The sequence below is a fragment of the Chryseobacterium sp. OSA05B genome, from assembly GCF_019970065.1.
Lineage (GTDB): Bacteria > Bacteroidota > Bacteroidia > Flavobacteriales > Weeksellaceae > Chryseobacterium.
Window position 1 is genome coordinate 1,590,015 of the sequence record NZ_JAHXYH010000001.1, and the last position, 12,952, is coordinate 1,602,966.

The window sequence follows — 12,952 nt, forward strand, 5'->3', positions numbered from 1 at the left end:
ATGATTTTTAGTATTACATTTGTATAAATTTTCACTAATGAAAACAAACCAACAAACTATAAATCAAGCGAATCATAAAATAAACTGGTTCCAGAAGTTTCTGATGGTATGCTCCGGAGGAAACATTCATATCTTAAGAAAAACCCCCAGTGAATGGAATAAGTTTTCCGGGATCGGATGTATAGTATTATTCACCGCGGTATTTGCTACCCTGTCTGCCGGTTATGCCATGTATACGGTATTTGATAATGTATGGACTTCCGTAGGATTCGGGATCCTGTGGGGATTAATGATCTTTAATCTGGACCGATATATTGTTTCTTCCATCAAAAAAACAGGAACATGGTGGAATCAGATTCTGATGGCCATTCCCCGTCTGATTCTGGCTACTTTTCTGGGTATTATTATTTCCAAACCTCTGGAACTTAAAATTTTTGAAAAGGAAGTGAACAAACAGCTGAATACTATTATTCAAAGAAATAAAAAACAGCTTGAGGGCGAAATGAGCGGTAGAATTCTGAAGCAGAGCGGTCCTTTTGAAACGGAAAAAAATCAGATTGCTGAAAAAACCATTCAGTATCAAAAGGCTTATGACTCGGCAGCAGTAGAACTTGAAAAAGAAATCCTTGGAAAACAGTCCGGACTGACAAGTGGAAAAGAAGGTTATGGTCCCAATGCAAAACGTAAGCAGGAACTGAAAGAACAACGCCGCCTTGATCTGGAAAACTTCAAGAAGGAAAACGCACCGAGAGTAGAATATTTAGATAAAGAAATATCCAAAGTCTATACGAATCTGGAAACAGAAAGAAAATCTTCGGAAACCTTTGAAGATAAATTCAATGGGTTTGCAGCTAGATTGCAGGCATTGGATGAACTTGGGAAAAATTCAGCGATCATAGGGCTTGCGGCGGCTTTCATCATGGGGCTTTTTATCTGTCTTGAGATTTCTCCGGTTTTAGTCAAATTAATTTCTCATGTAGGACCCTATGATCATCTTTTAGAAAAAACGGAAAACGATTTCAGGCTTTATTCCAGGGAAAAAATAGAAAAGGGGAATGCGCTGACTGATTTCAGAATTGACGATTTTAAGGATAATTTAAAAAAATAGCGTATTTTTCACGCATGATTATTGATAAAGAAGAGATCCAGAAGAAAAAAAAGAAGCTGGACGACTGCAAAGCATTTCTGAAAAAAGAATTCATCGGAATTGATAAGATTATTGATGATTTAATGGAATACATCCAGATCTGGTACCTGATGCCGGAAATCCTGACGCGTCCCGTAGTGATCAATTTATGGGGAATGACAGGCGTTGGAAAGACAGACCTGGTGCGAAAAACCGTCCGTTTTCTTGAATTTCAAAACCGTTTTGTAGAAATAGAACTGAGCAACAGCGATGAAACCACCTGGAGCAAAAGTGTTTCAGATATTTTGCAGAGCAACCGCCTCAATGACGAAAAACCGAGTATTGTTCTCTTCGATGAGATCCAGCGTTTTAATACCATAGATCCTGACGGCACTCCGGTACCGCAGACCAAGTTCACGGATTTCTGGGAGCTTTTAAGTGACGGCAAGCTAAGCAAAAGAGAACGTGACGACCTTGAGCACTATCTGTTCTCTTATCTATTGCGTAAAAAAGAAAATGACCGACGCAAAAAGAACGGTGAAACAGAAATGGATGAAAATCCTTATCTGAATCTATGGGATGCCAAAGAACTGAAGAAATACCTCAGCATGGAAGATGATGTCATGAGCATCATTGACATGAAAGAGGAAGATATGATCAAGCTGATCCTTAAAAAGCAGAAAGAAAAAAAGATCTATGAGCCGGTAGACTACAGCAAAATGCTGATCATCATCAGCGGAAACCTGGATGAAGCTTTTCAGATGTCCCGCGAGACGAGCGAAGCAGACATCGATGCCAATATCTACCATGCCTTTACAAAGAAAATTACCGTCGTTGATATAAAAAATGCATTATCAAGGAAGTTCCGTCCTGAACAGGTAGCCAGGTTCGGAAATATCCATCTGATTTATTTTTCATTAAAGACGGAAGATTTTCAGCACCTGGTTCAGAGGGAAATCAACAATCTTAAGACGAAGACCAAATCAAAGTTCGGTATCAGTTTAAAAATCACAAAAAACATCAATGATCTGATTTACAGAAACGGCGTTTTTCCTGTTCAGGGCGTACGTCCGGTCTTCAGCAGTGTTGTAGACATTCTGGATACAAACCTCAGCAAATTTCTTTTTGAAGCAATCATTAACGACGATAAAACCATTGAAATTGACTATCAGGTTAAAGAGAAAAAGATTTCCGGGAAAGTAGGTGGACGCATCATCGATATTCCTTATACCGGGAGAATCGACAGTATCCGCCAGTCTAGTCAGCAGGATGCTGTGGCCAACATCAGCGTTCATGAATGCGGACATGCTGTTTGCTATATGCTGTACACCGGTTTTGCCCCGCTGCAGCTGAAGAGCAAGGTGGCCAGCAGCTATGCCGCAGGATTTACATTCCCCCATCAGATCCATGACACTAAGGAAAGTCTTCTGGACAGAATCAAAATTTATCTTGCAGGCGGGATAGCTGAAGAAATTATATTCGGCGAAAACAATGCAAGTATAGGACGCAGCCATGACAGAGAACAGGCAACCATCCTGGCCTCGGACTACATCAGAAAATATGGGTTTGACGAAGAATATCAGGCTGTCTACAGTTTTGAAGAATATCCTTATCGCATGCAGCAACATATCACCGATAAAAAGATCGAAAAACTGATGCAGGATCTGGCCAAAAAGACAAGAGAAGATCTGATTCTTCAATTGGATCTACTGAAAGACATGAGCATTGAGCTCAGCAAAAAAGGAAGCATGCTGCCTAAAGAAATCCATGAAACAGCCAGAAAACATCACCTTGAAGTAAGCATCAAAGAGGAAGGCTATCTTCATATTGCAGAGTATCATAAAATGCTGGAACAATAGAGGAAAAATCTAACATGCTACAAGTTTACATTAATATAATCTTACCTTTCAGTTAATTCTGAAAGGTTTTTTCTTTCCATAAACCTTTTATTGGAAATATTTTATAATTTTACATTAACAAAACTAATCATCATGAAAAACTTAATTCTAGTATGCATCCTGCTTGTAAGCAGTGCCTTCACACCTACTTTAAAAGCACAAATGGATCCTTATCTGGGACAAATTATTTTTGTTCCTTATAACAGAACTCCTAATGGATGGGCTGATTGCAACGGACAACTTTTGCCAATCGCACAAAACCAAGCTCTTTTTTCTTTATTAGGAACAACATTCGGAGGAAACGGAACTACAAATTTTGCCTTACCCGATATGAGAGGAAGAGTTCCTATTTCTTATGGAATGGGCCCGGGAAGCAGCAACAATTATGTTGTGGGTGAGACAGGAGGCAGCGAATCAGTTACGTTAACCCAGCAGCAGATGCCTATGCACAGTCATACCGTCAATGCTGTAACCGCTGAAGGAAATCAGAATACACCAACAGGAAACCTTCCTGCAGACACCAAACTTCTGGACAAAGAATATTCTGATGCGAACGCCAATACAACCATGAAGGCTACCATGGTCAATCCGACAGGAGGAAACCAGCCTCATGAAAACAGGTCTCCTTTCCTTACCTTAAGATGCATCATTGCAACACAGGGTGTTTATCCATCTTTTAATTAATAAGTTATGAAAACTCTATACTTATTTGCTATAGCTCTTGGAAGTTCATTGGCCGCACAGACCATCACTTTCAATGGATGTCATAATCTGTTTGACAACCAGAATTTTGTTTTTACAAAAACCGGAGTGGATGCCAACAACAAAAACATTTACATTACAACACCGGTGGATGGACAGCCTTGCGGCGGATTGGGAACGTGTGAATTTAAAATCAAATGGAATAATACCCTTACCAGATGGGAATTTCTTGCTGACGAAGGAAACGGAACCTTTACCACTCCTACGCTGATCTATTATAATTCTACAGGAAACAATACCAGCCCGAGACCTCCGAGTAATACCTTCGGAGCATGGATAGAAAACGCAGTACCAACCGGTACGAATGGACAGTGCGGAGGAAATCTTACGGGAATCAACTCTACAATGACAGGCGATGTACACAGCAGTCCGCTGGCAACAACGGATGTAACGAAAACCAAAATTCAGATCTTCCCGAATCCTGTTTCTGATTTAATCCATATCTCCGGAATTGATAATGGACAAACGATTCAGATTTATAATGTAGACGGAAGACTCGTGAAAACCGATGCATTTGATCAGAAGATTGAGGTTTCTTCTCTTTCTGCGGGAGTTTATGTTTTAAAAATTACCACTAAAAATTTCGAATCTCATGAATTTAAATTCGTGAAAAAGTAGAGATATAATGTTTTTATAGCATTAATTGATTATTGATATAGCCTTCAGAATTTCCTGAGGGCTATTTTTTTGAGGAATAATTTTTGTTGGTTAATGGATATGCCATCAAGTGTTGTCAACACCTATATTTATTTTCCGGAGACTGAAGTTTTGAGAATTATTTATCAGTCCGGAACTGTGTATGACTATTTGAAAGTGCCTTTATCCATTTCTGAAAAATTCAGGCAAGCAAGATCTAAAGGGCGTTTTTTAAACTCTGTAATCAAGCGGAGATTTAAATACATTAAGGTCAGCTGACATACATTGAATAAAAAATGCCTCCATTTTCGGAGGCATTCAAATTTTATATGATCTAAAAATTATTTAATGATCAGTTTAGATGTTTTACTTTCTTTTCCGTTGGAAATCTGAACTATATACACTCCTTTTTCAAGTTGCTGGTTTATTTTGTAAATTCCGTTTCCTTCTTCTTTTACAGAAGGGCTCGCAACAAATCTTCCTGACATATCAGAAATAGAAACTTTTAAATTCTTACCGTTTTTAGCTTTGATAAACACATTGTCACCTGTCGCAACCGGATTGGGATAGATCACAAGGTCATTGTTTTCAGCATTCACTTCACTGGTTCCCAAAACAGTAACAAATTTAACGGTATAATCTTCTGCCTGCCCGTATTGTAACTGTCCACAAGCTGTCATATTTGCATTCTCATCATCTACCATTACTCTCATTCTTAATGGCGTATTAAGCACTGTAGAAGCCGGAGCCGTAAAAGTTGCATTGAAAGTACCGATTAGAGTGATGGGATCTGCTGCAACATTATCTCCTGATGCTACCAATTCACCAGCTTCAAAAGTTCCGTTGTTGTTAAAATCAATCCAGGCTCTTACTTCATTCTCACTACCCGAAACATTAACCTGAAGGTTATGTGACTGGCTTACCAAAAGCTGTGTAGAAGTTGCTCTCAGACAGTTTGCGCCCGTATAATCCACATAATAGCTAGGCGCATTTTGCCAAACTCCTGTACTGGCATTATTAATACTTCCTAATTTAACCAAAGTAGGCCCAACAAAATAATTAGCGAGTGTAGTCAATCCAGTTGGAGAACACGCTGCGATTGGAGCTCCAACATTTGAAGCAGGCGCAGGTGCCGTTGCTCCAAGCGAAGTACTTAAAGAACCTCTAAACAAAAAGAAAGCAGTAGCTGCTTTGTCATGCTGCCCATTTGTAAATTTGAAGGCCGTTGGGTTTGTATAATTCATCATATTATACTGGACACCCTGATAATTTACCCCTGTACAAAGATTGATACTGTTATTGGTTGGAGCCGCATCATTAAGTAAGCTTCTGGATCTTTCCGTATCACAAACCTGATCATCATCTTTAGTACAGTCATTATTCGTCTGTGCAGGGCAATAAGCTACGTTATTGGTACCCTGTGGGGCATTACCATTTGCATTACCGAAAGTATGAAGCAATCCCATACTATGTCCAAATTCATGCGCCAAAGTAATATCATCCTGTAAAGTAACTACAAAAGACTTCATAAAAGATTCATATGAAGAATCTGGGTTTTGAGGCAATCCTGCCCATCCCATAATTCCATACTGGCCTCCACCATCTACTTTATTCATAATATAGATATTAAAGTAAGACGCTTCAGGCCAATGAGGAGCGATTGTTTTTACCTGTGCCGTAGTAACACCGTTTGTATTTTCACGGTTCACCCCATTGGCATCATATCCAATAAGAGTTCCACCATTGTATCGTACAATACCGGTGGTAGCATTACAATTCGGATCTCTTTTAGCCAAAACTAATTTTATAGGCATTGTAGCAGCCACTCCAAAATCAGCAGGAACTCCCTGAGCCCACTGGTAAGTACCGGCATACATTGCATTACAGCGATCCAGCCATGCCTGAATCTGTTCGTCACTCTTGTTATAAGCAGATCCGATAGCAGCTCCCGTAGGTGCAATTACGTGTACTACTACAGGAATTTCATAAACTCCATTCACTGTTTTAAAAGCATTGCCATTCTTAGCAGCGTTATTATTTTGGCTGGAGTTAACAATACGATTACGGATATTGCGAATCATTTCATCAATTTCCTGATTGTCTTTTTGATGCCCTCGCTGTTCAGTATCAAAGTCACACCAATCTTTTTTTTGTTGTGCTGATAATGAAACGGAAAGCAACATGGCCCCATAAAGGAAAGTTTTCTTCATTCTTCAAATATTTTAATTATAAATTTTATTAGGTATATTTATTAGTATCAATAAATAAACTACAAATACATTCCACATTAGTAGTAAAAATCTAATTTTGTTACAAATATTCGAGTATTTCATCCATATATTTTATAAAAAATAAAATATTTTAAACTAAAACTTGCAATATTAAACTGAAAACATGAATAAAAACAAACAATACACTGGATAAAATTCAACAAATAGTCAAAAACATAGAATTAATTCATATTTTAAGTTTAAAAAAATTTACTCTTCATATTAACCTCCAAACAAAACGTCAAATAAAAAATGCCGCACAGATCTGTGCGGCATTTTTATATCATTTTATATATTCTAAAAAGAATAATTCGGAGCTTCCTGAGTGATGATCACATCATGCGGGTGAGATTCTTTCAATCCGCTTCCGGTAATCATAACCATTTTGGTGTCTTTTTGTAAAGCTTCAATATCTTTAGCTCCACAGTATCCCATACCGGCTCTTAGTCCTCCGGTAAGCTGGAAGATCACATCTTCTAACTTCCCTTTATGTGGTACTCTACCTTCAATTCCTTCCGGAACGAATTTTTTAGCCTCACTCTGGAAATATCTTTCTTTTCCACCTCTTTTCATTGCGGAAAGGCTTCCCATTCCCTGATAAGATTTGAATTTTCTCCCCTGGAAGATAATTTCCTCTCCCGGAGCCTCATCTGTTCCTGCTAAAAGTGAACCCAGCATTACTGCTCCTGCTCCACTTGCAATCGCTTTTACGATATCTCCGGAAAGTTTGATGCCTCCGTCAGCAATTACCGCTACATTTTTAGAGGCTGCGTATTCGTAAACGTTATAAATCGCGGATAACTGAGGAACTCCTACTCCTGCCACTACTCTGGTAGTACAGATAGAACCTGGTCCCACTCCAACTTTAAGAACGTTGGCACCGGCTTCAATAAGGTCTTTCGCTGCTTCAGCTGTTACAATGTTTCCTCCTACGATATCTAAATCCGGGTAAGTTCTTCTGATTTCTGAGATTTTATCCAAAACTCCTTTAGAATGCCCGTGAGCTGAATCGATAGCCACAATATCAACACCGGCGTTCACCAATGCTGCAATTCTGTCCATGGTATCTTCTCCAACGCCAACGCCTGCTCCTACTATAAGACGGCCTTTGTGGTCTTTATTCGAATTCGGATATTCCAGCTGATTGTCTATATCCTTGATGGTAATTAATCCTACAAGTTTATTGTCTTTATCTACGATCGGAAGCTTTTCAACTCTGCTTTTAAGAAGAATTTCTTTTGCTTTTTCAAGGTTGGTGTTTTTATCGGAAGTGATCAGATTTTCTTTGGTCATGATCTCTTCTACCTTCATATCAAGGTTTTCCTGATATTTTACATCTCTGTTGGTAATGATCCCGATCAGTACATTATCTGCATCTACTACAGGAAGACCGGAGATTTTATACTTAGCCATTGTTTCTTTAGCTTCAGCCAAAGTGTGATCTTTTGAAAGGGTAACAGGATCAGAGATCATTCCGTTTTCTGAACGCTTTACACGGTTTACCTGTGCAGCCTGCTCAGCGATCGTCATGTTTTTGTGGATGAAACCTAAACCTCCTACTCTTGCCAGAGCAATGGCCAGATCTCCTTCAGTAACTGTGTCCATCGCAGCAGAAACTATCGGAACATTCAGCGTGATTTTGTCGGTAAGTCTTGATTTTAATGATACCTGATTAGGTAAAACTTCTGAATAAGAAGGGACTAGAAGAACGTCATCGAAAGTGATGGCTGTCTCTACAATTTTGTTATGAATAGACATCTTTACTTTCTTTGCAAAATTAGGTTATTTTGACGAGATATGAAAATCCTTTTCAATAGTTTAAATAAAAATTAATAATCAATAACTTAAATCAAAAAACCGCTCTTATTAAGAACGGTCTTTCTGTACAAAATAATTAGTATAGTATGAAACTACTTGTTATATCTTTTACGGAAGAATGATTTTGTTATGGAATCACGTTTCCGCTTTCATCTAATTTATCAATATGGGTCTGGTTATTTTTATCAATATAGACCCGAAGACGAACTTTTCCATGGGTATCTCTGATAAAAATTCCTACATCTCCGGCTGGTGTTTTCCCCGCAAAGAAACGCTCGCTGGTTAGTTTTCCTTCCTGCCTTAGTTTCGCGTATGCTTTTTTAGAAGCTACCGGATCATTGAGACGTTTTAAAGAGTCTTCAAATTTCATAATCTCTTCCATTGGAAAATTATCCGGCCTGTCCCAAAGTTTCAATCCATAGGTTCTGGATTTTTTATCACCTGCCTCTTCCAGATACTGAAGCTGCATAATCTGATCTGTATTTCGCTGGTCAAAAGAATACACCATCCCCGATTCTTTTTCATCGGCGCTATACACCAAACCTCCGCATTCATCGCCTAATTCATTAAAGAAAATCAATCCGGCTTCTCTTTCTCTTGGCTTTAGTTCTTTGTTGTTGAACATTCCCGGATGCTGACGTTTTTTATTACTGATCGTCATCTTCAGCGTTCCGTCTTTTTCAATGATATTGATGCGCTCCACATCTATTTCCTCAAAACGCTGGCGTGAAGTTTTATCTTTAAAAGCAAGAATAAAAAACAGGATACAAATTACCGTTAATGAGACTGCATATATTTTCAGCATGCGAACCTCTCTTATCAATTTTTCCATAGCAACAGGGATTTTCATTTATCTGTAGCAGCATTGATCACTTTTGAAATATCCTCTGCAGTAAAGCTCCCTCTCACATCCACAAAAACCAGTTCTTTATCTGAGTTTACGGTGATCATCATATTTTTAATGCTTTCTCCGTTCTGCTTCACACGTACATTGACGTTTTCTCCGTCATGCTTAATGGTCGCCCAGTCTTCAAAATCATTGTCATTTAAATATTTGGAGTAGTCGTTCAGCATCGCTTTGCTCCCGTTATCTACCGTCATTACTCTGATCTTCGATACTTTCTTGATCAGGGCAATCACTTCCTCACTTTCGCCATCTTCCCTTAATGCCTTCTTGATAAAAGGTTTGGCAAGAAATACAGGCACATTGAAGCTTGCAAATTTTGCCCCTTTATAATCATACCCCGACTGTTTAAAGAAATCGATATTGGGTCTGCCTGACACTATACATGACTGAAGCATAAGCATTGCGAAGATTCCTAAAAAAACGTTTATTAAAGTTTTCATGGCCGTTATTTTTTAGTCGATAGGTTTCAGAGTACCTCCGGATGTTTTGCTGATGTTAGCTTCTATTTCAGGTCTTCCTTTGTATTTTACCAATCCTCCTGAAGACGCTCTTACTTTCAGTCTGCTTGAAACATTTACAGACAGGTTTGCCCCGGATGTAGCTTCTGCCTCAAGACTGTCCAGTTTGAGCTCATCTGCTTTTACGAGTGCTCCGCTGCTGATATCTATAATTCCTGAATTCGCTTTTCCTTCAATGGCTGCGTTGGATCCGCTGGAAGCTTTTACCATAATGGTTCCGGCTGTAATTCCCGCTCTGATATTTGAACCTGAAGAAATCCCGATATCCACTGCATTTGAAATTTTAAAATCTCCCTTTACATTCGCTCCGGATGATGCATCAATGCTTAGATTATTTTCTTTTATCGAATTAACCACATTAAAGTTAGCACCTGAAGAGGCTTTGATATTATCCATTCTTGGGGAAGAAATATTAACGCTTAAATTTCTAAATCTTAAATTTTTAGTCCCTTTATTGTCAATATATACTTTTAAAACTCCGTTTTCTACTTTAGTGATCACGTATTGAAGTTTATCTGCATCAGCAATTACTTTTACATTGGTCGGGCTTTCCTGTTTGAAAACTACATTAACCCCTGTACTCACCTGAATTCCTGAGAATTCACCGACATTTCTTGCTTCCCCGTTAATATAAGAGGAATTACTTTCAGCGGTAAAGCTGCTTCTGGTAGTGGTTACAGAACTTGTTTTGGTTTTGGTCTCGCTGGAATTAATGATCTTATTCACATCATCCATGGAAAGTTTCCCATCCAGCATTACTAGGATATTTTCTCCTTTCCCTCCGTCGATGCTCAACAGCAGGTCATCCAGTATTCCGTCTTTTGCTTCGGCAGAAAGAAACTTAATCTTCGATCCGGAACTGTTCACAGACATGATTTCGCTGTAATTGAGGGTTTTTAAATAAGAGGCTACATCTTTATTCAACTGAGATAGATGGGTCTGCACCTGAATACCTTCCTTAGAATTGGCTTTCTCCGGATTTTCGGTAATAAGAATCTTTAATCCGTTAATTTTAGACAACAACGGCTTGATCTGATCCAGCTGCGAATCATCAATATTAAGACTGCTGAGCATCCCAAACATGGGTTTAGCAATTTTAATAGAAGTCACCCCTTCCACTTCCTGATATTTTTCAAAAAGCCTGTCGAACTTGTCACCCTGCCCATACACCGTAAAGAAGTGCGAAAAGGCAAGTGCGAATATTATGAATATTTTTTTCATGAGTCAATTTTTATTTCTTTTAAAGCTGATTATTTTTGCCTGATCAGGTGCATAATCTATTTTTTGTTAATAATCGTCGTCTACGACGGTAGGTTTTACTAACTTTTCACTAACGTTATTTGCCAATATCTGGAATGAATATTTAGTCACATTGATGGCTTCTTCTACATTATCGATTCTTTTACCGTTGACAATCACGTATGAATCTTTATAGCCCGTAGAATCTTTTAAAGCCTTATTGTTTTTAAAAGAGGCATTGTTTACAAATCTCGGCCTCGTTTCTTTTTTAAGCCTTCCTCTTTTTGGCAGAATCTCATCCAGTACATCTTTTTCCGCTACCGAATTCTCCTGAAATATAGAATCTTTCTTCGCCCCGGAAATAGAATCGGTGTGGTTCACCGCTACCTGCTCCTGATGGTCGTTATTCTCTTCTATAAATTTTGATTTCTGCTTTAAAACTTCATTTTTTACAAACTGTTCCTTTTCAAGAACACCTGTACGGTAATCATTAAAGAAAAAGCCTACGCTGAAAACAAGCACTATTCCTGCTGCCATCCAGAACCATTTCGGGAAAGAAGGTTTATTCTTCTGAAGTGGGATGATGGGAGTATCGTTTGTTTCCGTACCGGGAGCCCCTTCCTCTGTTTTCTGAAGAAAATCTTCAAAGCTCCAGTCCATTTTCTCTTCCTTTATCACCTGGAAGATCTCGTCGTATTTATTCTGAGATTGATCTTTGTTCATAGCTCATCAGTTGTGATATTTGTTCTTTTACTTTTTGTCTCGCCCGCATCAGATTGACTCTTACTGCGTTTTCTTCCATTTCCAGCATTTCGGAAATTTCGGAGACTTCATATTCTTCTACATCTTTCAGATGGATCACCATTTTCTGTTTTTCCGGGAGCTGGTTGATAAAACCGATAATATACTCCTTCAGATTGTTGATATCCATGCTGTATAGCTCTGAGCGGTGAAGCTGCAAATCTGCAAATCCCAACTTCACGTCGTGGTGCTTGAGCCGGTTCAGGCATTCATTCCGGACGGACTTTAAAGCATAGGATTTCAAATTTCCAAACTGCTCCAGTTCCTCCCTCTTCTGCCAGAACTTCATCATCAGGTCCTGCACCACATCCTCTGCTTCATCACTGCTCATAACAAATCTTTTCGCAAAACGATACATCTCGTCTTTGAGAATAAACACCGTATTCTTGAAAGTTTCTTGGGTCATGAGTTTTGTTTCTATTAGTAAGACAATTAAAATCTTAATTCTATTACATTACCCTGTAAAAAAAGTGATGTAGTTCGCATTTTATTTTTATTCCGTGCTCGTAAAACCCGTCTGTAAAAGAGTTTTAATGATTTTTATAAAAATACCTATTTTTTTTCTTTTCTGAAAGATAATTTGAAAATCTTAAGTTTTCTGCTATTTTTCGGTATAATAAATTTGAAAGTTCATAAAGAGATAGAAAACTTACACCCCATTGTTTTTCCTTACCATACCTTTAGAAATGCAATCATCTGTGGAATTTGTGGGATAAAAAAAAGAATTATTTTTAGTGGGGGTTTGAACGATAAAAAATTCCCGCAGGTCACACGAATCACCCAGATGATTGGGTTATGTGAATCTATTTATTTTGTGCAATCCGTTGTCAATAAATAATAACCACAAAGGCAAATTTTTTTTAACACTTTAGTTAATTGAAGTTGACCTTACAACTTCATAGAAGGGCACATAAGTTTTCCAAAAATCTAAAATTTTTATATGGACAAAGCGGTAGGAAATATTCTCAATTATCGGT

12 protein-coding genes are annotated in these 12,952 nt (G+C 38.3%); 5 read left to right on the forward strand and 7 right to left on the reverse strand.

The window, feature by feature from the left end; translation table 11 throughout:
• The first annotated feature begins 37 nt into the window (after positions 1 to 37).
• The 5 genes from LC419_RS07160 to LC419_RS07180 all read left to right on the forward strand — a co-directional run bounded on the left by LC419_RS07160 (position 38) and on the right by LC419_RS07180 (position 4,701).
• Positions 38 to 1,108 (forward strand): DUF4407 domain-containing protein, encoded by a 1,071-nt coding sequence (locus tag LC419_RS07160; protein ID WP_223606698.1) that lies wholly within the window; start codon positions 38 to 40, stop codon positions 1,106 to 1,108.
• 14 nt (positions 1,109 to 1,122) lie between these two features.
• On the forward strand, positions 1,123 to 2,985 hold the full coding sequence (locus LC419_RS07165) for an AAA family ATPase (protein WP_223606699.1): 1,863 nt from the start codon (positions 1,123 to 1,125) through the stop codon (positions 2,983 to 2,985).
• A 132-nt stretch (positions 2,986 to 3,117) separates the two neighbouring features.
• A complete protein-coding gene (locus tag LC419_RS07170) occupies positions 3,118 to 3,708 on the forward strand; it encodes a phage tail protein (protein ID WP_223606700.1) in 591 nt (196 codons plus the stop codon).
• A 6-nt stretch (positions 3,709 to 3,714) separates the two neighbouring features.
• Positions 3,715 to 4,404, forward strand: coding sequence for a T9SS type A sorting domain-containing protein (locus LC419_RS07175; RefSeq protein ID WP_223606701.1), 690 nt, complete (start codon positions 3,715 to 3,717; stop codon positions 4,402 to 4,404).
• Positions 4,405 to 4,503: 99 nt separating this feature from the next.
• Positions 4,504 to 4,701, forward strand: coding sequence for a KTSC domain-containing protein (locus LC419_RS07180; protein WP_223606738.1), 198 nt, complete (start codon positions 4,504 to 4,506; stop codon positions 4,699 to 4,701).
• A gap of 62 nt (positions 4,702 to 4,763) precedes the next feature.
• Here the strand turns inward: LC419_RS07180 and LC419_RS07185 are convergent, their stop codons facing one another.
• The 7 genes from LC419_RS07185 to LC419_RS07215 form a co-directional block, all read right to left on the reverse strand.
• Positions 4,764 to 6,632 (reverse strand): GEVED domain-containing protein, encoded by a 1,869-nt coding sequence (locus LC419_RS07185; RefSeq protein ID WP_223606702.1) that lies wholly within the window; start codon positions 6,630 to 6,632, stop codon positions 4,764 to 4,766.
• A 357-nt stretch (positions 6,633 to 6,989) separates the two neighbouring features.
• The gene (gene guaB / locus LC419_RS07190) at positions 6,990 to 8,450 is read right to left on the reverse strand and encodes an IMP dehydrogenase (protein ID WP_223606703.1); all 1,461 of its coding nucleotides are present in this window, start codon (positions 8,448 to 8,450) and stop codon (positions 6,990 to 6,992) included.
• A 187-nt stretch (positions 8,451 to 8,637) separates the two neighbouring features.
• The gene (locus LC419_RS07195; RefSeq protein WP_223606704.1) at positions 8,638 to 9,342 is read right to left on the reverse strand and encodes a hypothetical protein; all 705 of its coding nucleotides are present in this window, start codon (positions 9,340 to 9,342) and stop codon (positions 8,638 to 8,640) included.
• A 14-nt stretch (positions 9,343 to 9,356) separates the two neighbouring features.
• Positions 9,357 to 9,857, reverse strand: a complete 501-nt coding sequence (locus tag LC419_RS07200; protein ID WP_223606705.1) for a DUF4252 domain-containing protein — start codon at positions 9,855 to 9,857, stop codon at positions 9,357 to 9,359.
• A 12-nt stretch (positions 9,858 to 9,869) separates the two neighbouring features.
• Positions 9,870 to 11,156, reverse strand: coding sequence for a DUF4252 domain-containing protein (locus LC419_RS07205; RefSeq protein ID WP_223606706.1), 1,287 nt, complete (start codon positions 11,154 to 11,156; stop codon positions 9,870 to 9,872).
• Positions 11,157 to 11,222: 66 nt separating this feature from the next.
• Positions 11,223 to 11,897 carry a hypothetical protein gene (locus tag LC419_RS07210; RefSeq protein ID WP_223606707.1) on the reverse strand — a complete coding sequence of 225 codons (675 nt, stop codon included), beginning with the start codon at positions 11,895 to 11,897 and terminating at the stop codon, positions 11,223 to 11,225.
• Positions 11,872 to 12,381, reverse strand: coding sequence for an RNA polymerase sigma factor (locus LC419_RS07215; RefSeq protein WP_223606708.1), 510 nt, complete (start codon positions 12,379 to 12,381; stop codon positions 11,872 to 11,874). The genes LC419_RS07210 and LC419_RS07215 overlap by 26 nt, the downstream gene beginning before the upstream one ends.
• Positions 12,382 to 12,952: the final 571 nt, after the last annotated feature.